The organism is Modestobacter sp. I12A-02662 (genome assembly GCF_041028325.1).
In the GTDB taxonomy this organism is placed as follows: Bacteria; Actinomycetota; Actinomycetes; order Mycobacteriales; family Geodermatophilaceae; genus Modestobacter.
Genome location: NZ_JABGDE010000003.1, coordinates 112,792 through 136,277, shown reverse-complemented (window position 1 = coordinate 136,277; position 23,486 = coordinate 112,792). Strand labels below are relative to the sequence as shown.

Below are 23,486 nucleotides of genomic sequence, written 5' to 3'. Positions count from 1 at the left end.
GGTGCCGCGGGCCAGCCGCGATGCTAGGCGAAGCCTCCCGTCGACCCCGGTCGCGACGCGGGGCGACGGCGCGGAACCGTCCCCGGGCCCTCCCCCACGAGGGTCCCGCTGCCGTTCCGGGACACCCCGCGAGAGGGTGTGCGCTGTTAGCGTCCGACCTCGGACCTTCAATCCTCAACGAAGAGGTGATCCCGTGCCGCGTGCCGTCGTGACCGGCGGAGCCGGTTTCCTCGGTTCCCACCTGTGCGAAGCACTCCTGGCCCGTGACATCGAGGTGCTGTGCCTCGACAACTTCCTCACCGGGACGCCGGTCAACGTCGCGCACCTGCTGGAGCACCCCGGTTTCCGGCTCGTCCGCGCCGACGTGACCGACTACGTCCACGTGGCCGGCCCGGTCGACCACGTGCTGCACTTCGCCTCGCCGGCCTCCCCCGTCGACTACGCCGAGCTGCCGATCCACACGCTGAAGGTCGGGTCGATCGGCACGCTGCACTCGCTGGGCCTGGCCAAGGAGAAGGGCGCCCGCTATCTGCTGGCGTCCACCTCCGAGACCTACGGGGACCCGCTGGTCCACCCGCAGCCGGAGACCTACTGGGGCAATGTCAACCCGGTCGGCCCGCGGGGGGTCTACGACGAGGCGAAGCGGTTCGCCGAGGCCATGGTCACCGCCTACCGGACCACGCACGGGGTGGACACCGCGATCGTGCGGATCTTCAACACCTACGGACCCCGGATGCGTCCCCGTGACGGGCGCGCCATCCCCACCTTCATCCGGCAGGCCCTGCTCGGGGAGCCGCTGACCGTGGCCGGCGACGGCAGCCAGACCCGGTCGGTCTGCTACGTCGACGACCTCGTCGAGGGCCTGATCGGCCTCCTGCTGTCCGGGGAGAGCGGGCCGATGAACATCGGCAACCCCCAGGAGGTGACGGTCCTCGAGCTGGCCGAGCGGGTCCTGGATCTGACCGGCTCGGAGTCACCCATCACGTTCGTCCCCCGGCCCGTGGACGACCCGACGGTGCGGCAGCCGGACATCACGCTGGCCCGCCGGGCGCTGGGCTGGGAGCCCCAGGTCGACCTCGACGACGGGCTCCGGCGGACCATCGACTGGTTCCGCCGGCAGGTGGACCTGGAGGAGGAGGCGCTCGGCTGACCGTCGTCGCGGCCTCAGCGGGAACGCAGCCGGTCGGCCACCGTCACCGCCGCCGCGGCGAGGACCAGCCCGCCGAGCACGCCGACGGCGAGGCTCTGGGTGAGCGATCCGTTGACCCGCGACTCGGGCACCTCAGGCGCCTGCGTGACGACCGCCAGCGCGTTCGGGTCCTCGAGCACCCGCAGGTCGACGTCCAGGGCCGCGACCTGGTCGTCCAGCCGGCGCAGGTCGGCGTCCAGCGGCTCGAGCTGGGGAGCGAGCGAGCGCTGCACCGCCAGCCGCTGGTTCAGCAACTGCGACAGGTCGGCCGGGTCGGCCTCCGCGGCGATCACCGCGTCCAGCGCCGCGACCGGCTCGAGCACCTGCTCGCGCTGGGTCTCCACGGCGGCGCGGTCGGCCAGCAGCAGGTCCCGCAGACGGGTGGTCTCGCTGGTGTCCAGCTCGTGGCGCTGGGCGATGTAGGTGTCCGCCCACGCCTGGGCCGCCCGGGCGGCCGCCTCCGGCTCGTCGGCCTCGGCGACGAAGACCAGCGCGCTGGACCCGAGGTCGTTGCGCACCAGCATGTCCGGGCTGCCCGGCACGGTTCCCTCGGCGACCGCCCGGAACTCGTCGCTGTTCGTGTAGAGCAGCTCGGCGCCGGGCGAGCGGGTCAGCGCGTTCGCCTGGGTGCTGCCGGTGCGCGGGAACAGCTGCTGGCTGTCCTGCGTCCGCAGCAGGACCTCGGTCTGCGCGCGGTAGACGGGCGGGACCACCAGCAGCGACCCGAGCGAGGCGACCAGGACCACCAGGAAGGTGGCGAGCCCGACCCGCCAGTTCCGCCGGGCGACGGCGACGCGCTCGTGGAAGGCCTCCGTCCCGGCGTCCCGGGACCGGTGCGTCCGGCCTGCCTCGACGGGCTCGGCGTGGCTCCCCTCGCCACGGGTGGTGTCCAGCACGGAGCGGAAGCTACCTGGGGGACGCCGCTCGTCGCGGGATTTCGCCCCTCACCGTTCCCACTCGACCAACGGCCGTCCGAGCAGGTCGGCGAGCTCTGCGTTCGGTCCGGCGAACCGCCGGCGCAACGCCCTGGCGGTCTCCTCGGACAGCGGAGCGAGGGGCGCCCGGGTCTCGTTCACCCGGTTCACCAGGTGCCGGGCGCGGTAGAGCACCCGGCTTGGGACGTAGCGCGAGGCCAGTGCCCGCAGCGGGTTCCCCGGCTGCTGGACGGCGAGGAAGGCCCGGGCGAACCCCGCCGACCGCGGCACCCGCGCCTCGTTGTGGCTGCGCCCCGTGTCGGGTTCGTGGGGCGGCAACCCGGCGAGCTCGAACAGCTCGGCGCAGATCCGCAGCGGCTCGCTGCGGAGCTCCTGGGAGGTGTGGATGCGCAGGCGCTCGGGTGGCAGGACCTCGAGGAGGTCCCGCACCGCGGGGGCGTAGACGCCGTTGCCGACGTACTGCAGGTCGCGGGCCAGCGGGGGCGAGCTGACCGGCCGGCCGGCCTCGCGCTCGAGCCCCTCCTCGAACGTCGCGGCGTCCTCCCAGCCCCGGAGGCGGGCGTAGTGGAAGTGCGAGTACGCCCGGCGGACCGGGTCGCGGAGGACGGCGACGACGACCGCGGACGTCGAGTCGGCGATCCGCCGCACCGAGGCCGGGTCGTACATGGCCATGGTGTGCTTGGCGACCAGCGGAGCGTCGCCCGTGCCCGGCGGGAAGTACTTCTCCAGGGCGAACCCCCAGCCGCGCCCGAACTCCTCGGCCCGGCCGAAGAACGGCATCTCCCGGTGGACGTGGCTGCGGAGGTCGGGGTGGTCGGCGAGGTGGTGCAGCAGCGCGGTGGAGCCGCTCTTGGGCGCGCCGACGACCATCAGGCGGAGCTGGAAGGGCACCGCCGGGATGTTAGGGCAGAAACGATCCGGAACGGGCCGTTGCTGGGTTAGCCTCCTCGCTCCCCCGGTGCCCCCGCCGGGGAGGACGACGCTCGGAGGGGTGCGCTCGTGCTCGTGCCCCTGCTGGCGGTGGTCGCCTCCGCGCTCGTCTGGGTGTGGGTCTACCGCAGCACCGTGGGCCACCCCCTCGACCCGATGGCCCTGACGCTCTACTACCTCGCGCTGCAGCTCCTCGCCCGGCCGCTCACGTTCGCCCTGGGCCTGGACACCCCCTTCCCCAGTGAGCTGTTCGCCGACCGGCCGACCGGCTCGCTGGTCGTCACCGGTCAGGCCGTCGTCGTCCTGTGGCTGCTGGCGCTGTGGGCCGGCGCACGCCTGCTCCCCGTCCTGGTGGGTCCCACCACCCTGCTGTTCCCCCGGGTCCGCGCGGCCCTGGGCCCGAGGACGCTGCTCCTGGTCACCGTGGCGCTGACCCTCGTGGCGTTCGCCGTGACGGTGTCGCTGTGGGCCCGGTACGGCGGTCCCGCGGGCCTCATCGAGGCCGCGAAGGTCGACCGGGACGTCTCCGTGCGACGAGCCCTGCGGTCGGTCCCCCTGCTGGCGACGCTGTTCGGTGTCGCCGCGCTCTTCTCCGCTCCCCGCGGCGCGCTGCTCCAGCGGTCCACCGCCCTCGCCTGCGTCGTGGCGAACGGCTACCTGAGCTGGACGTGGGGTGCCCGCGACGTCGCCGTGGTGTCCGTCGTGGCCCTGCTGGCCGGCTCGCTGGTGTTCGGGGAGACCGGCAGACGGGCGGAGGGCAACTGGCTCCGGGACCGCCGGTGGCGCTGGCAGCTGCTGCTCGTGCCGGTCCTGGCGCTGGTGGTCGCGTTCTCGCTCCGGGCCGCGCGGGACTCCGTGCTCTGGGGGGAGCTGGCCCCCTCGATCGGCGGCGACCAGAGCACGGTCCGGATGGTGGCCGTGGCCACCAACCTCACCTTCTACGACTCGCTGCTGCTGCTGCTCGACGACTGGCCCGAGGAGCAGGACTTCCGCGGCGGAGCCGACTTCATCGACGGGACGGTGGCCGCCGCGCCCACGGTCCTGGCCGGCGAGCAGGAGCCGTTCCTCTCACCGGCCGCGCAGCTGGCCCGGACCTACCTCGACCGCAACAACGGCTTCCCGGCCACCGCGGTCGGCGACTGGTACGTCAACCTGGGACTGCTCGGCGTCGCGGTCGGCGGTGCGCTGAGCGGGCTGGTGGCCCGAGCCGGTCAGGTGGCCCTCCACCGGTTCCGCCGCGACCCGCTGGTCTGGGGTTTCAGCCTGATCCTGATGGTGCGGGTCTTCCCCGGCGGGGTGTGGGCCACCTCGTCGGCGAAGTGGGTCGCGATCGGGGTGCCGCTGATCGCCGTCGGCCTGCTCATCAACCTGGTGGCCCGCCGGGACGACGACGAGGACGCCGGACCGCCGCCGCCGGCGAGGCCCCCCGGCCGCCACCGGGTCGGCGCCCGGCCGACGGCGCCGGCCCGGTGAGCGCCGCGCCCCCGCGTGGCGCTCGGCCGCGGAACGCCCTGCGCCGCGACGCCACGATGGTGGCGGCCGGGCAGCTCGCCGCCGTCCTGAGCGCGTTCCTGCTGACGCTGGTGGGCGCCCGGGTGCTCCCGCCCGACGACTTCGGCGCCCTGTCGTGGGGCCTGAGCTGGCTCACCTACCTGGCGGTGATCGCCCAGTTCGGCCTGACGCAGGTCGCCACCATCGCCTTCGCCCGCGGGGACGACGGCCGCCTGCTCCGGCGGCTGCTCGTGGCCCAGGCGATCCCCCTGCTCGCCGTCGTGCTCCTGTGGCAGGGGGCGCTGGGCCCGCTCGCCGCGGGGACCGGCACACCGCCGGAGGCGTACCGGCCGCTGGTCCTGGTCGTCGCCCTCTGGCTCCCGGCGGCAGCCGTGGGACCGGTGGTGGTGAACGCGCTGCGTGCGCGGGACCGCTTCGGCCTGTCGCTGGCCTTCGGTGAGCACGTCCGCAGGGTGGTCCTCATCGGCGCCCTCCTCGCGCTCGTCGCCGCGGCGGCCGGGCCGGCCCTGCAGACCGCGCTGTGGTGGACCGTCGGCATCGAGACGGCCGTCTACGCCCTCGGCGTGCTGGTCCTGGCGCGGGTGGTCGCCCGACCCGTCGAGCCTGCGGGGGAGCCCGCGCCGACCCCCGCGCAGCTGCTCCGCTCCGGCAGCGGCTTCACCCTCGCGACGCTGGCCTCGGCCACCATCCCGCAGGCCGGCATCTGGGTGCTGGCGGCGTTCGCCCCCGTCGGCGAGGTCGCGGTGTTCGCGGTCGCCGTCCGGATCGCCGTCCTGCTCGCCGTGCCGACGGCGATCGCGATGCGGACCCTCGCGCCCCGGATCGCCGCGGCGTCGGCGGCCGGCCGGCTGTCGACGCTCGAGGGCGCGATCCGCCGCGCCGCGACCTGGTCGACCCTCGCGACCGCGCCGGCGGTGCTGGTCCTCGCCACCGCCGGGCACGTGCTGCTGCCCGCGGTCTTCGGCCCCGACTACAGGGCCGCGCTCGTGCCCTCCCTGGTCCTGTGCGCCGGCGTCCTGGTCAACGCCTGGACCGGCCCGTGCTCGGTCGTGCTGTCCCACGCCGGACACCCGCGCGTGGTCGCGGTCAGCGCGCTGGTCGCCGCGCTCGCCTTCTTCGCGCTGTCCGCCTGGTGGGCCCCCCTGTGGGGCGGCACGGGCGTCGCGGCCGCGGCGGCGGTCGCGATGGGCGCCCGCAACCTGCACCTGGCACGAGCAGCCCGTTCGACGCTGGGGATCCGTACGATCGCGCGCTTCGCGAGGAGTGGTGGATGACGCAGCCGCTGACGCCGCAGTTCCTGGTCATCGGGGCCGCCCGGTCGGGGACCACGGCGCTGTACCAGCACCTGGTCGAGCACCCCGGCCTGTTCCTGACGACCCCCAAGGAACCGCACTACTTCGCGCTGGCCGGGACGACCCCGGCCTTCACCGGCCCCGGCGACCGGCAGACGATCAACCGGCTGGCGGTCACCGATGCCGACGCGTACCGGGCGCTCTACCGGAGCGCCCGGCCGGACCAGGTCCGCGGCGAGGCGTCGGTGTCCACGATGTACTACCCGCAGGCCGTGACGCGGGTGCGCGAGGAGGCCCCCGGGGCGCGGCTGATCTGCATGCTCCGCGACCCGGCCGACCGGGCGTTCTCCGCCTACGGCTTCATGCGGACCCGCGGCTGGGAACCGTGCGAGACCTTCGAGGAGGCCCTGGCCGACGAGGAGCGGCGGATCGACGCCGGCTGGCACCACATCTGGCACTACACCGCGATGGGCCGGTACGGCGAGCAGCTCCGCCACGTGCTGGACGTGTTCCCCCGCGACCAGGTGCTGGTCCTCCGGTACGAGGACATGGTCGACGACGTCGCCGCCGTGCTCCGCCGGGTGCACACGTTCCTGGGCGTCCCGGAGCTCCCCCCGAGCGTCGCGCCGGACCCGCACCGCTCGGGCGAGCCAAGGATCAGGTTCCTCAGCCGCGTGGTGAGCACCCACCACCCGCTGAAGAAGGTCGTGTCCCCGCTCGTCCCGGTGCGCCTCCGCCGGCGTCTCCGGCGGACGATCGTCCAGCACAACATCGTGCGGAGCAGCTACGGCGACGCGACGCGACGGCAGCTGGTGGAGGGCTTCCGCGGCGACGTGGAGCTGCTCGAGCAGCTGACCGGTCTCGACCTGCCCGCCTGGCGGAGCCCGGAACGGACGACGGGCCGGGCGTGACGGGGTCCGCCGGGCACGTGCACATGACCCTGCGCCTGCCCGACCGAACCGGCGCGGCCAGGATGGCCCTCGCCTTCGGCAGCGCGCTGCGGGGGGCCGGCTTCGACCTGACCCTGGTGCACGGTTCGGTCCCGGCCGACGGGCGGAGCATCCTGCCCGACTTCGCCGCGATCGGCGCCGCCACCGTCCTCGAGTCGCGGCTGGACCGCCCCTGGGGCCCTCTGCTGGTGCCGGACCTGGCCGCCCGGGTCCGCCGGGACGCCGGCCGGGTCGTCATCGGCGTCAACCAGCGGGACCGGATGCCCGCCCTGCTGGCCGCCTCCCGCGCCGGCGTGCCCGGGGTGCTGGTGGTCGGCAACCAGCACCACTTCTGGGGGCCGCGACCGGTCGCCGCGCTCAAGCGGCGCAGCTACTGGTCCGTGGTGGCCGCGCGGACCAGCCTCGCCGTCTGCACCTCCACCGTCGTCCGCGACGAGATGACGGCCGCCGGTGTCCCCGCCGACCGCGCGGTGGTGCTCCCGAACGGCATCGCCGTCCCGCCCCCGGTCCAGCTCGCCGGCCCCGAGCGGGCCCGGCTGCGCGCGGAGATGGGAGCCCGGGACGGCGACCTCCTGCTGGTCAACGTCGGCCGGCTGGACCTGCAGAAGGGCCAGGACCTGCTCCTGGAGGCCCTCGCCCGCCCCCCGCACCCACCTCCGGTCCACGTGGCCCTCGTCGGGACGACCGACAGCGCCGGCGCCGCCCGCCGGACGGCGGAGTTCGCGGCGTCGCTGCACCGGACGGTCCGGGACCGGGGCCTGGACGGCGCGGTGAGCTTCCTGGGCTGGCGCGAGGACGTCGGCCGGCTGCTGGCGGCCGCCGACGCGTACGTGCACGCCGCGCGGTGGGAGGGCCCGGCGCTCCCGCTGGCCGTCATGGAGGCCATGGCCGCCGGCTGCCCGGCCGTCTTCCCCGACTGCTCCGGCCGCCCGCCGTGGTTCGAGCCGGGCCGGCACGGCCTGATGGCCCGCAGCGGCGATCCGGCGTCCCTCCGCCGGCGCATCGACGAGCTCGTGGCGATGTCCGGACCGCAGCGGAGCGCCCTCGGCGGCGAGGGGGCCCGGCTGATCCGGGAGCACTACACGCTGGAGGAGTGCGGTCGCGCGTTCGTGGCGCTCATCCGGGACGTCGTCGACCGAGCCGGGAGCTGAGCCGTCCCCGTCCCCGGGAACGCGCAGCTCGGAGCAGCTGGTCGTAGAGCCGCACGTGCGCGGCGACCATCCGCTCCGGCGCGAACTCCTCGACGAAGCGACGCCGCCCGGCGCGACCCAGCCGGTCGGCCAGCTCCGGTTCGGTGAGGACGCGCACCAGGTCCCGGAGCAGCTGCTCGCGGTCGCCGGCCGGGGAGAGCAGGCCCGTCTCCCCGGACACGACGACCTCGGGGACGCCCTCCACGGCGAACCCCACGACCGGCTTGGCCGCGGCCATCGCCTCGAGGTTCACGATGCCGAAGGCCTCCCACCGGGACGGCAGGGCGAGCACGTCGATCGCCCGCATCAGTTCCGCGAGGTCGTGCCGCCAGCCGGTGACGTGCACCCGGTCGGCCACCCCGAGGTCCGCGGCCAGCCGCTCCACCTCCGCGCGCTTGGTGCCGTCGCCGACGACCAGGACGTGCGCCCGGGGCACGGCGGCGACCAGCCGGGGCGTCACCGCGACCAGGTGGTCGACGCCCTTCTGCTCCTCGATCCGGCCGACCAGGGCGACCAGCAGGGCGTCCGGCGGGAGACCGAGCTCGGCCCGCAGCCGGGCACGGTCCCCGGGTCCGGCGTCGCCCGGCTCCGCCCGGCTCGAGTAGTGGATGACCGAGGTCCGGTCCGGGGGCAGGACCCGCCGGCGCACCCCGACGTCCCGGATGAAGGCCGAGCCCGCGACGGAGTGGGTGGTGACCAGCCCCAGGACCCGCTCCACCAGGCGGAACAGCGTGCGCTGCGGCTGCGGAACGGCGTCGTGGCCGGCGAAGGCGTGCACCATGTGCACGCGGACCGGCGTCCGGCACGACCACGCCGCGACCCGGCCCATCGCCCCGGCCACCGACGTGTGGGTGTGGACGACGTCGTAGCGGTGCGCGCGGATGTCCGCCCGGATCCGCCGGAACTGGCGGAGCAGCTCGACCGGGCCGTCCGGTGAGGCCTGCTTGAAGTGGCCGCTGCCGTGCGACGGCGCGTAGTCGAGGACCCGGAGACCGGTCGCCCGGATCGCGTCGTCCAGCGGACCGCCGCCGGAGAGCGCGACCGTGACGTCGAACCGGTCCGGGGGCAGGAGGGTCGCGAGCTGGAGCAGGTGCTCGGCCGACCCCCCGACGGTGATCCCGGTGAGCTGGAGGACCCTGGTCCGCCGGTCGCTCACCGCCGCGCCCCGCCGACGCTGGGCCACAGGGCCAGGTCCCGGCCGACGAGCTGCTGCAGGTCGGCGAGGTCGGGCGCGAAGGACTCCGCCAGGCGCGCCCGGGTGGCGGGGTCGACCGTCTCCCGCTGCAGGTTGGCCGACCGGACCCGTTCGCGGGACCGCTCGGGGACCAGCGTCTTGACCAGGTTCCGCACGACCGGGGACCGCCGGACCACGTTCAGCGCCCCGGCGACCGCCCGGCTGCGCGGCAGGCCGCCCTCGTTGACCCGGCGGGTCGGGTCGATGCCGGCGTCCGGGTCCACGTCGAGGAACTCCAGCACCCGGCGCAGCTGACCGGCCGGGTCGGCGGCGAACTCCTCCTGCACGACCACCAGCAGCCGGTCCCCGAAGGCCGCGGCGAAGGGCGCCAGCTGCTCGCCGTACCGGCTGAGCCGGGCGAACTGCCACATGTGGCTCCAGCCGGCCCGGGTCCGTTCCTCCTCGGCGGCCAGCCCGTCCTCGAAGCTGCCGGCATCGTGGCCGCGCGACCGGAGGTACTGCCAGCTGGAGAACGCGCGGTCGACCGGGTCGCGGAGCAGCACGACCAACCGGCAGCCGGGCGCGCAGAGCCGGCGGATCGCCGGGATCGCCGTCTGCGGATGGCACAGCGTGGTGACCGAGCCCTCGCCCCGCCGTCGCTCCGGCCGGTTCCGGAACAGCTCCCGCCACGCGGCTTCGTCCCGGATGGCGACCCGGTTGATCAGGTCGTCGTCGCCCGGGCCGGTGAACCGTGGCGCACCACCGGGGAAGGCCAGGAGGTGTGGCTCCTTCGGCGTGCACATGAACACGTCGGGGTGTTCCCCGAGGAAGGAGGTCAGGGCGGTCGTCCCGCTGCGGGCGGCACCGATGACCAGCAGATCGGGGGCTTCCGTCACCGCGCGGATGCTAACGGTATCGGCCCGCCGATGGGTCCGGGTCGAATCGCAATTCAGCGGATGACGGCCCGGAAGAAGGAATGCCAAAGGACTCTGTGTTCTTTCAAGCAGTGAGCTTTAGCATGGTCAGACCATCCCACAACGACGCGGGGTCAGCTGAATGATCGACAGCCAGCGCATCGACGAGCTCCCCGGCACCCTGCTGTCGCGGATCCCCCGGCCCCGGGCGGCGGACGCCGACGGCGGCTCGCCGGGACGTCGACCCGCCGACCGCCGCGACGATCAACTGGCACCGCTCCCCCGGGGTCCGCGAGGGGGCAGCCACCGGGGCCCCGTGGCGGCCGTGCTGGTCGGCGTCGACCTGGTCGCACTCGCGCTGCCGATGGTCTGGCGGTCCGCCCCGTCGATCCCGAGCGCCGGCTACGTCGGCGCGGCCCTGCTCCTGCTGGCCGGGTCCGGCGCCTACCGTCCGCGCCTCACGCTGTCCGCCCTCGACCACCTGCCGCACCACCTCCTGCGGCTGGGCCTGGCCCTGCTGCTGATGACGCCGCTGGCCTACACCCCGGTGTGGAACGCGGACCTCAAGGTGCACGCGCTGTTCAGCGTGCCGTGCTTCGTGCTCGGGCGGTGCGTGGGGTACGCCGGCATCCGGTGGGCGCGCCGCCGCCGCCTCGTCGTGGAGCCCACCCTCGTGGTCAACGGCGGGAAGCTGGCGATGGACCTGCTGTCGACCATGGACCAGCACCCGGAGTACGGCCTGCGCCCGGTGGGCTACCTGGCCGACTGCGCGCAGCTGGACGACCGGGCACCGCTGGGCCGGGTGGCCGACATCGACGCCGTCCTCGACGAGTTCGAGGTGCGCACGGTCATCGTCGCCTACGGCCCGACCCGTGAGCCGGAGCTGGTGTCGCTGATGCGCAGCGCGGCCCTCCGCGACATCGAGATCTACGTCGTGCCCCGGTTCTTCGAGCTCGGCATGAGCCCGAGCGGCCCGGACGTCGAGGACCTGTGGGGCATCCCGCTCCAGCGGGTGCGGCGGGCGGCGCTGCGCAGCCGCGGCCGGCACCTGAAGCGCCTCCTGGACGCCACCGTCGCCGGCACGGCGATGCTGCTCCTCTCCCCGCTCCTCGCCGCCCTGGCCGCGGCCGTCCGGCTCAGCAGCCCGGGACCGGTCTTCTTCCGGCAGGTCCGCACCGGCCGGTCCGGCCGGCCGATCTCGATCCTGAAGTTCCGCACCTTGCGGGTGGCCGCGCCGGAGCCGGGCACCGCGGACGGGACCGGGTCGACCCGGGACACGATGCACGCGCGGCGCGTGGACGTCGAGCGGCGGCAGACGCCCATCGGGTCCTTCCTGCGGGCCACCAGCCTGGACGAGCTGCCCCAGCTCTGGAACATCCTGCGCGGTGACATGTCCCTGGTCGGGCCGCGTCCCGAGGAGGCCGGCTACGCGGCCCAGTTCGCCGACTCGGTGCAGGGCTACCGAGACCGCCACCGCCTGGCCGTCGGGCTCACCGGCTGGGCCCAGGTGCACGGCCTGCGGGGCGACACGTCGATCGAGGAGCGGGCCCGGTTCGACAACCACTACATCGAGCACTGGTCGTTGTGGCGGGACGCCGTCATCCTGGTGCGGACCGTGGCCGCCGTCCTCCGGCAGGCCGTCAACACGGCCCGGCGGCCCGCCCGCCGCTGACCGGTCGGCTCCTCCGCCGGCCAACCGCCGGGAGGACGCCGTGACCAGCGACCGGGACGATGCCTCCGACGACGACGGCCCCGCCGACGACGCCCCCGCGGCGGACCGGCCCGGCCGGTCGATCGGCCCGCTGACCCGGCGAGCCGCGCTGCTGCTCGGTGGGGTCGCCGTCGCCTCCGCCCCCTTCCTCGGCAACCGCAGACGCGAGCCCGGACCCGCGGCCTCGACGGCAGCCGGGCCGACGACCGCCGAGCACACCACCGCGTCGGCGGCCGAGCCGGCGGCGCTCGACGCCCGGACCCTGGGCGCGGTCGGGGACGGCGTCGCCGACGACACGGCCGCCCTCCAGGCCCTGATCGACGGGTCGGCGGCGTCCGGCCGGGCGGGGCGGGTCCCGGCGGGCACCTACCGCTGCACCGCCGGCCTGCTGCTCCCGGCCGGCACCCACCTGCAGCTGGAGCCGGGCGCCGTGCTGTCCAAGGACTGGGCCGCGCGGCCCGGGCTGGCCAACGCGTTCCTCCGCAACGCCGACTTCGCGGTGCGCTCCAACGGGGTCCGGATCACCGGTCCCGGCACCATCGGGGCTCCCGACCACAGCCGCACCGGCGTCGTCGTGGCGCTGTTCGGCGACGACATGGCGCTCAGCGACTTCACCATCGACACCTACGCCGGCGGCCAGGCGGTCATGTTCGCCGGCGACCGGGGCCGCGTCGACCGGCTGCGCATCGTCAACAGCGCCGTGAGCACGGGTACCGGCGGCATCCGGTTCATCGGGGGCGACGACTTCCGCGCCACCGGCTGCCACGTCGAGTCCGGTGACGACTGCCTGCAGTTCGTGCCGATCGCCGACCCGGGCGCGCTGCTGTTCGACATGGACGTGCGCCGGGGCAGCTACGTCGGCTGCACGGGCGCCAGTTCCGTCGCCCGCTTCCTCGCCGCCGGCCTGGAGTGGACGAAGGGCGACACCCCGGCCATGCGCGCCTCGGTGGTCGACTGCTCGTTCACCGACTGCCACAGCAGCGGCACCGCCCGGGGCATCGTCGTGCGGAACTCCCACAGCAGCGGAGCGGTGGAGCGCCTCACCGTCACCGACTGCACGGTCGAGGTCGCCGGCGACACCGACCCGGACGTCCCCGCCCTCCGCGTCCAGGTCGACCCGGCCGCGGGCGGCGCGATCCGGGACGTGTCGTTCGTCCGGACCGACGTCCTGCGGCCGGTCACCGGCACGCTGCGGATCGAGGGTCCTGGTGTCAGCGGGCTCACCTTCGAGGACTGCACCTTCACGGCCCCCTCCGGACCGGGGAAGGTGACGGCTGTCGTGGACGAGGCCGACGCGGTGGCGTTCCGGCGGTGCGCCTTCTCCGGTCTCCCGGGCAAACGGCTGCTGGTGGCCGGGGCCTCCGTGCCCGCCGGTGCGCTGTCCGTGGAGGACTGCACCTTTTCGGACATCGCGGACGGCACGTGGGGCGTGGACCTGGCCGCGGTGACCGGAGCCCGGGTGGCCGGCTCGACCTTCCGCCGGGCGGCCGGCGCGACGACCGCGCGGGCGGTCCGGGTCGAGCCGGCGTGCAGCGGGGTCGTGGTCGAGGGCAACGACCTCACCGGTCTCACCCACCGGCAGCCGATCACCGACCGGGCCGCGGACACGGTGGTCCGGCACAACCGGGGCGGCTGAGGTCAGCGGCGGGCGCGGACGGTGCCCAGCAGGTGCTCGGTGCCCGCGGTCGCGTTGCGGACGGCGAGGTCCCAGCCGCCCGCGACCTGCTCGGTGGCCAGCAGGACCGTCGACGGCAGCAGCAGCGGCTTGCGGAAGGCGACGTCCACGTCGACCGCGTCGGGCAGCCGCCCGGACAGCGCCGCCAGCGCCCGCGCCTTGACCCACATGCCGTGCGCGATCGCCCGCTTGAAGCCGAACGCCTTGGCGGTCAGCCCGGACAGGTGGATCGGGTTCACGTCCCCGGAGACCTTGGCGTAGCGCCGTCCGGCGTCGTCGTGGACCTGCCACTGCGCGGCGATCCGGTCGAGCACGCCGACCTCGACGTCGACGTCGGCGTCCGGCGCCCCTTCCGGCGGCTGCGCTCCGCGCGCCAGGTACGTGGAGCGGCCGCGCCAGACCTCCTCACCGCCGGCCGACACCGACGCGCGCAGGTCGACCGTCGCGCCGCCGCGGTGCCGGGCGAACCGCTCGGCCCACACCTCGACGTCCAGCGCCTCCCCGACCCCGATCGACCGCACGGCCTCGATCCGGTTGCGGACGTGCACCAGCCCGGGCAGCGCCAGCGGGAACGCGCGGTCGGCCATCAGCGCCACCTGCAGCGGGAAGGCCAGCAGGTGCGGGAACGTCACCGGCAGCGCGTCGCCCAGCGGGAACCGGCACACCCGGGCGTAGTCGGCCAGCTGCGCCGGGTCGGCCACGACGCCCTCGCGGGCCAGCCGGGTGTCGGGCAGGTCTCCGCCGCGGCCGCGCGCGCTGAGGGTGGCCCGGGCGAAGAGCGCCGGCAGCGCCGGCGTCTCCGACAGGACGGTCCGCGCCATCACGCCCCCAGCACCGACTGGCCGCACACCCGCACGACCTGACCGTTGACCCCCGCGCTGCCCGGCTGCGCGAGCCAGGCGATCGTCTCGGCGACGTCCACCGGCAGGCCTCCCTGCTGAAGCGAGTTGATCCGGGAGCCGACCTCCCGGGTGCCCAGCGGCATCGTCGCGGTCATCTCCGTGACGATGAAGCCGGGTGCGACCGCGTTGATGGTGGCACCCCGGCCGGCGAACTCCGACGCCCAGGCGCGGACCATGCCGATGATCCCGGCCTTGCTGGCCGCGTAGTTGGTCTGCCCGCGGTTGCCGGCGATCCCCGACTGCGAGCTCACGCTGACCACCCGGGCGCCGGACCGCAGCACCCCGTCGGCGTCCAGCAGGGCCTGCGTGACGTCCAGCTGCGCCTGCAGGTTCACCGCCATCACCGCGTTCCAGCGGTCGGCGTCCATGTTGACCAGCAGCTTGTCCCGGGTGATGCCGGCGTTGTGGACGACGACGTCCAGGCCGCCGTGCCGGGCCTGCAGCTGCCGCGCCAGCCGCGGACCGGCGTCCGCGGCGGTGATGTCCAGCGCCACCGCCGTCCCGCCGACCGCGTTGGCCACCTGCGCCAGCGACTCCCCCGCCGCCGGGACGTCGACCGCGACCACGTGCGCGCCGTCCCGGGCCAGGACGCGGGCGATCGCGGCGCCGATGCCCCGCGCCGCGCCGGTGACCACCGCGACCCTGCCGGCGAGCGGGCGGTCGGGGTCGTCGCCGGCCGGCACCTCGGCCGCCGTGAGGGTGAGCACCTGCCCGTCGACGTACGCCGAGCGGCCGGAGAGGAAGAACCGCAGCGGGCCCGCCAGGGCTGCCTCCGCGCCGGCCGGCACGAGCACGAGGTTCGCTGTCGCGCCGTGGCGGAGCTCCTTGGCGACCGAACGGACCAGTCCCTCCAGCGCCTGCCGGGCCGCCGCCTGGGCGACCGTGGCGGCGTCGGCGGGCGGCTCGGCCAGCACGAGCACCCGGGCGCTGGGACCCAGCCGCCGCACCGCGGGGGCCAGCAGCTCGTGCGCGGCGGCCAGCTGCGCCGGGCCGGTCAGGCCGGTGGCGTCCAGGACGACGGCGGACAGCCGCTCGTCGTCCCTCCCGCCGTCCGCCCGGACCCCGGCGGCGGTCAGGACCCCGGTCACGACGTCGCGGAGCCGGCCCTCCCCGGCCGACCCGACCAGCGCCGGCCCGGGCAGCAGCGGCTGCCCCGGCTCGTACCGGCGGAGCACCGCCGGCCGCGGCAGGCCGAGCTGCCGGGTGATTGTGGTGCCGACGCCGGAGTTGGCGAAGTCGCGGTACCAATCGCTCACGTGCGGTTCTCCTTCTGAGGTCCGCCATTCCAGCTGGAAAGGCGGACCGGGGAGGAGCCTTTCCAGCTGGAATGGCGAAGGGTGGTCAGGACTCGAGGATCGCGACGACGCCCTGGCCGCCGGCCGCGCAGATGGAGATCAGGCCGCGCTTGCCCGGGCCCGCCTCGGACAGCGTCTTCGCCAGCGTGGCGACGATCCGGCCGCCGGTCGCGGCGAACGGGTGCCCGGTCGCCAGCGACGAGCCGTGGACGTTCAGCCGGGACCGGTCGATCGGTCCCAGCGGAGCGTCCAGGCCCAGCCGCTCCTTGCAGTAGGCCGGGTTCTCCCAGGCCTTGAGCGTGGCGAGCACGGTGGACGCGAACGCCTCGTGGACCTCGTAGAAGTCGAAGTCCTGCAGGGTCAGGCCGTTGCGGGCCAGCAGCACCGGCACGGCGTGGACCGGGGCCATCAGCAGCCCCTCGCCGCCGTGCACGTGGTCCACGGCGGCTGTCTGCGCGTCGACCAGGTGGGCCAGCACCGGCAGGTCGCGCGCCGCGGCCCACTCGTCGGAGGCCAGCAGGACGGCGGAGGCCCCGTCGGTCAGCGGGGTCGAGTTGCCCGCCGTCATCGTGGCGGACCCACCCGCGCCGAAGACCGGCCGGAGCGTCGCCAGCTTCTCCAGCGAGGTGTCCGGCCGCAGGTTGTCGTCCCGGGTGAGGCCGAGGAACGGCGTCACCAGGTCGTCGAAGAAGCCGCGGCCGTAGGCGGCGGCCAGGTTCTGGTGCGAGCGCAGGGCCAGCGCGTCCTGCTCCTCGCGGCCGATCTCCCACTCCTTCGCGGTGATCGCGGCGTGCTCGCCCATCGACAGGCCGGTGCGCGGCTCCACGTTGCGCGGGACCTCGGGCAGCAGCTGGCCGGGGCGGACGCCGGAGAGCGCCTTCAGCCGCTGCTGCACGGTCCTCGCGCTGCCCAGGCTGATCAGCGTGCGCCGCAGGTCCTCGTTCACCGCGATCGGCGCGTCGGAGGCGGTGTCCACGCCGCCGGCGATGCCGGACTCGATCTGCCCCAGCGCGATCTTGTTGGCGACGAGGACCGCCGTCTCGAGCCCGGTGCCGCACGCCTGCTGGACGTCGTAGGCCGGGGTGGCGGCCGAGAGCCGGGAACCGAGGACCGACTCGCGGGTCAGGTTGAAGTCCCGGGAGTGCTTGAGCACGGCGCCCGCCGCGACCTCGCCGACCGTCCGGCCCTGCAGGCCGAAGCGGGCCACCAGGCCGTCCAGGGTGGCGGTGAGCATGTCCTGGTTGCCCGCCCGGGCGTAGGCGCCGTTGGCGCGGGCGAAGGGGATGCGGTTGCCGCCCACGATCGCGGCCTTCCGTGTCTGCGGAGCCATGGGGCGCCTCCAGGACCGGGGGGAGAAGTGGCCACTTCTGCCCTGAAAGGGTTAGTGCTTGATACCGAGAGTATCAGGTACCGTTCGTAACGTGAACACGGAGACGCCGGGTCGCCGCGACCGACGGGACTCGCGGTGGGACGAGCACCGCCGCGCCCGCCGGGAGCAGCTGGTCGAGGCCACGCTGGCCGCGGTCGGCCGGCACGGCGCCGGCGTCGGCATGGACGAGATCGCCGCCGAGGCGGGGACCAGCAAGGCCGTCGTCTACCGGCACTTCGCCGACCGCAGCGAGCTGCACGTCGCCGTCTGCGCCCGGGTCGCCGAGCAGCTGGTCCGCAGGCTGCGCGAGGCCATCGGCACCAGCGAGCACCCGCGGCAGATGGTGTCGGCCGCCGTCGAGACCTACCTGGCGTTCATCGAGGCCGACCCGGAGCTGTACCGCTTCGTCGTCCGGCACACGCTGGTCGACCGGCCGATCGAGGCCGACCCGATCAGCAGCCTCTCCGACCTGATCGGCGACGAGGTCGGCGCGCTGGTCGCCGCGGCGCTGACCCGCGCCGGGGAGGACACCGCGGCCGCGGCCCCCTGGGGGCACGGCGTCATCGGCCTGGTCCGCGCCGCCGGCGACTGGTGGCTGCGCGCCGACCGGCCGATGCCCCGCGCCCAGCTCGCCACCCACCTCACCGACCTGGCCTGGGCCGGGTTGCGTGGGGTCGTCACCCCCACTGCCCCGACCGCTCCGCCCGCGCAACCGATGGAGGACTCATGACGAGCACCCCCGCCCCCCTCTCGCCGGTCGATGCCGCCCGGCTCACCGAGGTCCTCGACGGCCGCTGGGCGCACGTGCGCCGCACCGCCCGCGAGCAGCTGGGCGACGCGAAGTACGCCCCGGTCCACGGCGAGTCCATGGCCGAGGCGCGGGCGCGGATCACCCGGCTGACCGGCGACCTCGCCACCACCGGACGGGTCGCGCTGGGCTTCCCGGTCGAGTACGGCGGCGAGGGCGACAGCGGCGGCTCGGTCGTCGCGGTGGAGATGCTGGCCTTCGCCGACCTGTCGCTGATGGTCAAGGCCGGCGTGCAGTGGGGCCTGTTCGGCGGCGCCGTGCTGGCACTCGGCACGGAGCGGCACCACGCGGAGTTCCTGCCCGACATCATCAGCTTCGCCCTGCCGGGCTGCTTCGCGATGACCGAGACCGGGCACGGGTCCGACGTCCACCAGCTGCGGACGACGTGCACCTACGACCCCGCGACGCAGACGTTCGACCTGCACACCCCGCACGAGGCCGCCCGCAAGGACTACATCGGCAACGCGGCCCAGGACGGCCGGATGGCGGTCGTCTTCGCCCAGCTGATCAGCGGCGGGAAGGGGCACGGCGTGCACGCCTGGCTGGTGCCCATCCGGGACGAGCACGGCGACCCGCTGCCCGGCGTCACCATCGGCGACGACGGCCCCAAGGCCGGGCTGCTCGGCGTCGACAACGGGCGGCTGACCTTCGACCACGTGACCGTGCCGCGGGAGATGCTGCTCGACCGGTACGGCCAGGTCGCCCCGGACGGCAGCTACACCTCCGGCATCGAGAACGAGACCCGCCGCTTCTTCACCATGCTCGGCACCCTGGTGCGCGGGCGGGTCAGCGTCGGCGGCTCGGCGTCCTCGGCGACCAAGACCGCGCTGGAGATCGCCGTCCGCTACGGCGACGTCCGCCGGCAGTTCGGCACCCCCGGGGAGGACCGCGAGGTGGTCATCAACGACTACCTCGTGCACCAGCGCAAGCTGCTCCCGGCGCTGGCCAGGACCTACGCGCTGACGTTCGCCCAGGAGGAGCTCGTCTGCACCATGCACGACGTGCTGGCCGCCGACGTCCTGGACGAGAAGGCCCAGCGGGAGCTGGAGTCGCGGGCCGCCGGGCTCAAGGCGGTGCAGACCTGGCACGCCACGCAGACCATCCAGACCTGCCGCGAGGCGTGCGGCGGGGCGGGCTACCTCGCGGAGAACCGGCTCCCGGCGCTCAAGGCCGACACCGACGTGTTCACCACGTTCGAGGGCGACAACACGGTGCTGCTGCAACTGGTGGCCAAGGGGCTGCTCACCGGCTACCGGGACGCCTTCGGCTCGCTCGACGGCTGGGGCCGCGCGGCGTTCGTGGCCGAGCAGGTGCGCGAGACCGTGCTGGAGCGCACCGCGGCCCGCTCGCTGATCCAGCGGCTGGTCGACGCCGTCCCCGGCCGGGAGGACGACGTGCCCTTCACCGACCGCGGCTGGCAGCTGAAGACCCTGGAGGACCGCGAGAAGCACGTCCTCGACGGCGCCATCCGGCGGCTGCGCGGGAGCGCGGCCCGCCCGCGGGAGCGGCAGTTCGACGTCTTCAACGACGTGCAGGACCACGTCCTGAAGACGGCGACGGCGCACATCGACCGGGTGGTGCTGGAGGCGTTCGTCGCCGGCATCGAGCGGACCCCCGACCCGGCCGCCAAGGCGCTGCTCGGCCGCGTCTGCGACCTGTACGCGCTGAGCACCATCGAGGCGGACAAGGGCTGGTTCCTCGAGCACGGGCGGCTCACCCCCACCCGGGCCAAGGCGCTCACCGGGGCGGTCAACGACCTGCTCAAGGAACTGCGGCCGCACATGCGCACGCTGGTCGACGCGTTCGCCATCCCCGACGCCTGGCTCAACTGCGCGATCCTGCGCGAGGAGGAGGGCCGGCAGGAGGCCATGGCCGAGCACGACGCCGCGCTGCGGGCGACCGACCGGGAGCTCACCCCCGCCGGCTGACCCGCCTGGGGCGGCCATGCCGGCCGACATGGCCGCTCAGGGGGACGGCGGGATGATGGGTCACCGTGGAGATCATGGCGGCCGAGGCCCTGTACGTGCCGGCGGCGGTCGACCTCGCGGCGATCGTGATCGGGGCACTGACCGGTGGGCTGCTCGCGGCCCGGGAGGGCTTCGCCGTCTCCGGGGTGCTGCTGCTCGCGGTCACCGGCGGGCTGGGCGGCGGGCTGATCCGCGACGTCCTGCTCGCCGACGGCCCGCCGGTCGCGATGACCAACGCGGCCTACCTGCCGACCGTCGCGGTCACCGCGGCGGTCACCTTCTACTTCTCCGGCTGGCTCTCCCGGCTCACCGGCCTGCTGGTGGCCCTCGACGCGGTCACCCTCGGCTTCTTCACCGTGATCGGCGCGCAGAAGGCCCAGCTCGCCGGGTTGCCCAGCCCGTCGGTGGTGTTCATCGGCACCGTGACCGCGGTCGGCGGCGCGGTCATCCGGGACATGCTGCTCGCCCAGCGCGCGGACATCGTCCAGCCGGGCCCCTACAACGCGGTCGCCGCGCTGATCGGTGCCACGGTGCTCAGCATCCTGGCCGGACCGGTGGACATGCCGCCGCTGCCGGTCGCCGCGATCGTGATCGTGCTGGTCACCGGGCTGCGGCTGCTCTCCGTGTGGCGCGGATGGGAGGCGCCGGTCGCCGTCGACCTGCCCACCCGGGCCCGCAGCCGGCTGGTCCGGCACACCCGGCGCACCCGGCGCACCCGGCGGCGCAGCTGACCGGTCAGCGGTCGGCGCCGGCTCCCGGCGGGACGACGACGTCCGGCGCCGGCTCGATCCCCGGCGGCACCCGCTGCGGCCCGGCCTCGGGCGGGCGGGGCCGGTCCTGCGGGTGGATCCGGACCGCCAGCAGGGCCACGTCGTCCTCGGTGTCGGGCAGGTACATCCGGTCCAGCAGGGCGTCGCAGAGCTCCTGCAACGGCAGCCCGGTGAGCCCGTCGAGCACGTCGAGCAGCTCGGCGATCCCGGCGTCGAGGTCCCGGTCCCGCCGCTCGACCAGCCCGTCGGTGTAGAGCAGCAGCGTGCCGCCGCGGTCGACGGTGGCGACGTGGTCGGTGCGCGGGGTCGTCGGCAGCACCCCGAGCAGCAGGTCCGGGTGCGAGTCGTCGAGCAGGGTGACGTGGCCGTCCCCGTCGATCAGCACCGGCGGCGGGTGGCCCGCGGTCGACCAGCGCAGCCGGGTGTCACCGGACCGCAGCTCCGGGTCGTCCTGCTCCAGCCGGGCGACCAGGGCGGTGGCCATGGTGTCCAGGTCCAGACCGGCGCTGGCCTGGTCCAGTCCGGTGAGCAGCTCGGCGGGTGTGCCCCCGGTGTGGTGACCGATGCCCCGCAGCAGCCCGCGGAGCTGGCCCATCGCCGCCGCGGCCCGGCTGTCGTGGCCGACGACGTCCCCGATCACCAGCACGGTCGCGCCGTCGGGCTGGACGAACGCGTCGTACCAGTCACCACCGATCTCGGCCCCGGCCGCCGCCGGGACGTACCGGACGACGATCTCGCAGTGGTCCGGGGCCGGCGGCGCGGTCAGCAGGCTGCGCTGCAGCGTCTCGGCCAGCTGCCGCTGCTGGCCGAACAGCCGGGCCTGCGCCGCGGCGGCGCCGGCCCGGCGGCCGATCTCCAGCGCAGTCTCAAGCTCCGCCTCGCTGAGGGGCCCCCGGCTCGCGTCGGCGAACAGCCCCAGCGCGCCGAGGGTCCGGCCGCGCGAGACAAGGGGGACGGCGACGCCGGAGTCCGGCGCGAGCGCCCGGAGCGCGGCCCGGGCAGCCGGGTCGCCGAGCACCCGGTGGACGTACTCGTCGTCCAGCCGCGGGACCACCACCGGCCGCCCGGTGCGGACGACCACGCGGGCCGCGGCGCCCTCCCGCATGCTCGCGACCATGGTCCGGACGTAGGTGCTCAGCTCGCCCGTGCGGGCCGGGTCGCGGTGCGCGGAGGCCAGCTCACGCATGCGGCCGTGCTCGTCGGCGGCGACGACCCAGCACCAGTCACCCAGCGCCGGCACCACCAGCTCGGCCAGCCGCCGCAGCTGCTCGGGGATGTCCAGGGTCCCGGCGAGCACCGCACCCGCTTCGGCGAGCAGCTCCAGCCGCGCGTTCGCCGCCCGCATCTCGGCCACGGCGGCGTCCCGCTCGGCGTCCGCCCGCAGCCGGGAGACGCTCAGCGCCAGCTGCGCGGCCAGCGCCTCCAGCAGGGCGACGTCCTCGTCGGCGAACCGGTGCTCGTGCCGCCAGGCCGCGATGAAGCTGCCCAGCAGCCGGCCCTCCAGCCGCAACGGCAGGGCGGCCAGCGCCTGCACGCCCACCAGCTCGCCCACCTCGGCCATCCGCGGGAAGCGGGCGACCGCCTCCGCCCGGTCGGCCAGCAGCACCGGCTCCCCGTGCCGCGCGACGTACTGGGTGGGCAGCGCGTCGTCCAGCGGGAGCTCGACCCCCTCGGCGGGCAGCGCGACGTCGGCCCCGGCCTCCACGGCGTCGACGAGCGAGCGGGTCATGTGCAGGCGCAGCGTCCCGTCCGCCGGGTCGTGGACGGCGATGGCGGTCGCGTCGGCGCCCAGGACGGTCGCGCAGCCGCGCAGCCCGACGGCGGCCAGCTGCTGCATCCGGGTGGCGTTGGCCAGCTCCGCGGCCACCTCGGCGATCGCGGCGGCCCGCTGCACCGCCGCCAGGCGCGCCTCGCCCTGCTCCCGGGCGTCGGTGACGTCGACGGTGGTGCCGAGCACGCGGACGGGCTCCCCGTGCGCGTTGCGCGCCACCCGGCCGCGGGAGACGGTCCACCGCACCGCCCCGTCGGTCCGCAGCACCCGCGTCTCGACCACGTACTCACCGGAGCCGGCCATCGCGATCCGCATGGCGTCCCGCACCGCGGCGTGGTCGTCGGGGTGGATGCGCTGCGCCATCATCTCGTCCACCGACGTCAGCTCGACGGCGTGCTCGAAGCCGAAGATGGCCGCGCACCGCTCGTCCCAGAAGACGGCCCCGGTGCGCAGGTCCTGCTCCCAGATCCCGACCGAGCCGGCCTCCAGGGCCACGTCCAGCCGGGCCCGTGAGGTGCCGACCGCCGAGCGGGCCGCGGCCAGCTCCAGCTCGGCGACCACCGAGACCGCCAGCTGCTCCAGCAGCGCGGCGTCGTCGTCGGACCAGCCCCGCGGGTGCGGGTCGTACACCGCCAGGACCCCGACGACGTGCCCCGACGCGGCCACCAGCGGCGCGCCGAGGTAGGACCCGACCTGGCCGGAGACGACGGCGGGCAGGCCGGCCACCCGCGCGTCCGCGGGCGCGTCCGGCACGACGAGGGGCGCTCCCCGCCGGACGGTCAGCGCCGAGAACGCACCGGTGAGCAGTGCCCGGCCACCCACGGCGCCGGGGGGCAGCCCGTGCCCGCCCACGACGGTGTCCTGGTCGGGGAAGAGGGTGACCTTGGCGTGACCGGCTCCCACCAGCCGGGCGGCGAGGCCGGACAGCCGGTCGAACGCGGCCGGCCCGGCCACCTCCTCCATCAACCGGCGGGCGGCGGCGATGCGGTGCGGATCGGTCAGCGGGTCGGTGTCCGCCGGCACGTGCAGCGGCAGCACAGCGGACCTCCCCCTGTCTCCGCTCCACCGGAGCACCGGGGCGGGCGTCCGATACTGGCATGCCGCCGAGCGGGCGGTGCGGACCGTCGCCCGC

General features: G+C 75.2%; 18 protein-coding genes. 10 read left to right on the top strand and 8 right to left on the bottom strand.

The genetic code is table 11. The features are described from left to right. Positions 1-193 precede the first annotated feature (193 nt). On the top strand, positions 194-1,150 hold the full coding sequence (locus HL189_RS03465; RefSeq protein ID WP_369132313.1) for a UDP-glucuronic acid decarboxylase family protein: 957 nt from the start codon (positions 194-196) through the stop codon (positions 1,148-1,150). A 14-nt stretch (positions 1,151-1,164) separates the two neighbouring features. Here the strand turns inward: HL189_RS03465 and HL189_RS03460 are convergent, their stop codons facing one another. Then, positions 1,165-2,085 carry a hypothetical protein gene (locus HL189_RS03460; RefSeq protein WP_369132312.1) on the bottom strand — a complete coding sequence of 307 codons (921 nt, stop codon included), beginning with the start codon at positions 2,083-2,085 and terminating at the stop codon, positions 1,165-1,167. Between the two features lie 48 nt (positions 2,086-2,133). Beyond that, a complete protein-coding gene (locus HL189_RS03455; RefSeq protein WP_369132311.1) occupies positions 2,134-3,015 on the bottom strand; it encodes a sulfotransferase domain-containing protein in 882 nt (293 codons plus the stop codon). Positions 3,016-3,123: 108 nt separating this feature from the next. On the opposite strand from HL189_RS03455, the gene HL189_RS03450 reads away from it, so the two are divergent. The 4 genes from HL189_RS03450 to HL189_RS03435 are packed head-to-tail and all read left to right on the top strand — an operon-like array spanning position 3,124 to position 7,959. Further along, entirely contained in the window at positions 3,124-4,527 is a 1,404-nt protein-coding gene (locus HL189_RS03450) for a hypothetical protein (RefSeq protein WP_369132310.1), read from the top strand. After that, a complete protein-coding gene (locus tag HL189_RS03445) occupies positions 4,524-5,840 on the top strand; it encodes a lipopolysaccharide biosynthesis protein (RefSeq protein ID WP_369132309.1) in 1,317 nt (438 codons plus the stop codon). Before HL189_RS03450 ends, HL189_RS03445 begins: the two co-directional genes overlap by 4 nt. Continuing rightward, on the top strand, positions 5,837-6,769 hold the full coding sequence (locus HL189_RS03440; protein ID WP_369132308.1) for a sulfotransferase: 933 nt from the start codon (positions 5,837-5,839) through the stop codon (positions 6,767-6,769). The genes HL189_RS03445 and HL189_RS03440 overlap by 4 nt, the downstream gene beginning before the upstream one ends. Further along, on the top strand, positions 6,766-7,959 hold the full coding sequence (locus tag HL189_RS03435; RefSeq protein ID WP_369132307.1) for a glycosyltransferase family 4 protein: 1,194 nt from the start codon (positions 6,766-6,768) through the stop codon (positions 7,957-7,959). The genes HL189_RS03440 and HL189_RS03435 overlap by 4 nt, the downstream gene beginning before the upstream one ends. On the opposite strand, the gene HL189_RS03430 is transcribed toward HL189_RS03435, so the two are convergent. Together HL189_RS03430 and HL189_RS03425 are read right to left on the bottom strand one after the other, a co-directional pair. Next, positions 7,925-9,154 (bottom strand): glycosyltransferase, encoded by a 1,230-nt coding sequence (locus HL189_RS03430; protein WP_369132306.1) that lies wholly within the window; start codon positions 9,152-9,154, stop codon positions 7,925-7,927. The two genes, HL189_RS03435 and HL189_RS03430, sit on opposite strands and share 35 nt — an antisense overlap. Then, complete coding sequence (locus tag HL189_RS03425) at positions 9,151-10,068, bottom strand: sulfotransferase (RefSeq protein ID WP_369132305.1); 918 nt, start codon at positions 10,066-10,068, stop codon at positions 9,151-9,153. The genes HL189_RS03430 and HL189_RS03425 overlap by 4 nt, the downstream gene beginning before the upstream one ends. 160 nt (positions 10,069-10,228) lie before the next feature. Between HL189_RS03425 and HL189_RS03420 the strand changes: the two genes are divergently transcribed. Both HL189_RS03420 and HL189_RS03415 read left to right on the top strand, forming a co-directional pair. After that, complete coding sequence (locus HL189_RS03420) at positions 10,229-11,758, top strand: exopolysaccharide biosynthesis polyprenyl glycosylphosphotransferase (RefSeq protein WP_369132304.1); 1,530 nt, start codon at positions 10,229-10,231, stop codon at positions 11,756-11,758. A 40-nt stretch (positions 11,759-11,798) separates the two neighbouring features. Then, a complete protein-coding gene (locus HL189_RS03415; protein ID WP_369132303.1) occupies positions 11,799-13,433 on the top strand; it encodes a glycosyl hydrolase family 28-related protein in 1,635 nt (544 codons plus the stop codon). A 2-nt stretch (positions 13,434-13,435) separates the two neighbouring features. On the opposite strand, the gene HL189_RS03410 is transcribed toward HL189_RS03415, so the two are convergent. The 3 genes from HL189_RS03410 to HL189_RS03400 all read right to left on the bottom strand — a co-directional run bounded on the left by HL189_RS03410 (position 13,436) and on the right by HL189_RS03400 (position 16,999). Further along, positions 13,436-14,293 (bottom strand): MaoC/PaaZ C-terminal domain-containing protein, encoded by an 858-nt coding sequence (locus tag HL189_RS03410; protein ID WP_369132302.1) that lies wholly within the window; start codon positions 14,291-14,293, stop codon positions 13,436-13,438. Next, positions 14,293-15,630 carry a 3-oxoacyl-ACP reductase gene (locus tag HL189_RS03405; protein ID WP_369132301.1) on the bottom strand — a complete coding sequence of 446 codons (1,338 nt, stop codon included), beginning with the start codon at positions 15,628-15,630 and terminating at the stop codon, positions 14,293-14,295. Before HL189_RS03405 ends, HL189_RS03410 begins: the two co-directional genes overlap by 1 nt. An 85-nt stretch (positions 15,631-15,715) precedes the next feature. Continuing rightward, on the bottom strand, positions 15,716-16,999 hold the full coding sequence (locus HL189_RS03400) for an acetyl-CoA C-acetyltransferase (RefSeq protein ID WP_369132300.1): 1,284 nt from the start codon (positions 16,997-16,999) through the stop codon (positions 15,716-15,718). Between the two features lie 91 nt (positions 17,000-17,090). On the opposite strand from HL189_RS03400, the gene HL189_RS03395 reads away from it, so the two are divergent. The 3 genes from HL189_RS03395 to HL189_RS03385 all read left to right on the top strand — a co-directional run bounded on the left by HL189_RS03395 (position 17,091) and on the right by HL189_RS03385 (position 20,544). After that, positions 17,091-17,768, top strand: coding sequence for a TetR family transcriptional regulator (locus HL189_RS03395; protein ID WP_369132299.1), 678 nt, complete (start codon positions 17,091-17,093; stop codon positions 17,766-17,768). Beyond that, complete coding sequence (locus tag HL189_RS03390) at positions 17,765-19,774, top strand: acyl-CoA dehydrogenase (RefSeq protein WP_369132298.1); 2,010 nt, start codon at positions 17,765-17,767, stop codon at positions 19,772-19,774. The genes HL189_RS03395 and HL189_RS03390 overlap by 4 nt, the downstream gene beginning before the upstream one ends. A 74-nt stretch (positions 19,775-19,848) precedes the next feature. Continuing rightward, the gene (locus HL189_RS03385) at positions 19,849-20,544 is read left to right on the top strand and encodes a trimeric intracellular cation channel family protein (protein ID WP_369132297.1); all 696 of its coding nucleotides are present in this window, start codon (positions 19,849-19,851) and stop codon (positions 20,542-20,544) included. Between the two features lie 4 nt (positions 20,545-20,548). Here the strand turns inward: HL189_RS03385 and HL189_RS03380 are convergent, their stop codons facing one another. Further along, the gene (locus HL189_RS03380) at positions 20,549-23,392 is read right to left on the bottom strand and encodes a SpoIIE family protein phosphatase (RefSeq protein WP_369132296.1); all 2,844 of its coding nucleotides are present in this window, start codon (positions 23,390-23,392) and stop codon (positions 20,549-20,551) included. Between the last annotated feature and the right edge of the window lie 94 nt (positions 23,393-23,486).

Coding starts and splice junctions, on each gene's coding strand:
- HL189_RS03440 (WP_369132308.1), top strand. CDS start 5,837: ATGACGCAGCCGCTGACGCCGCAGTTCCTGGTCATCGGGGCCGCCCGG.
- HL189_RS03420 (WP_369132304.1), top strand. CDS start 10,229: ATGATCGACAGCCAGCGCATCGACGAGCTCCCCGGCACCCTGCTGTCG.
- HL189_RS03410 (WP_369132302.1), bottom strand. CDS start 14,293: ATGGCGCGGACCGTCCTGTCGGAGACGCCGGCGCTGCCGGCGCTCTTC.
- HL189_RS03400 (WP_369132300.1), bottom strand. CDS start 16,999: ATGGCTCCGCAGACACGGAAGGCCGCGATCGTGGGCGGCAACCGCATC.
- HL189_RS03390 (WP_369132298.1), top strand. CDS start 17,765: ATGACGAGCACCCCCGCCCCCCTCTCGCCGGTCGATGCCGCCCGGCTC.
- HL189_RS03385 (WP_369132297.1), top strand. CDS start 19,849: ATGGCGGCCGAGGCCCTGTACGTGCCGGCGGCGGTCGACCTCGCGGCG.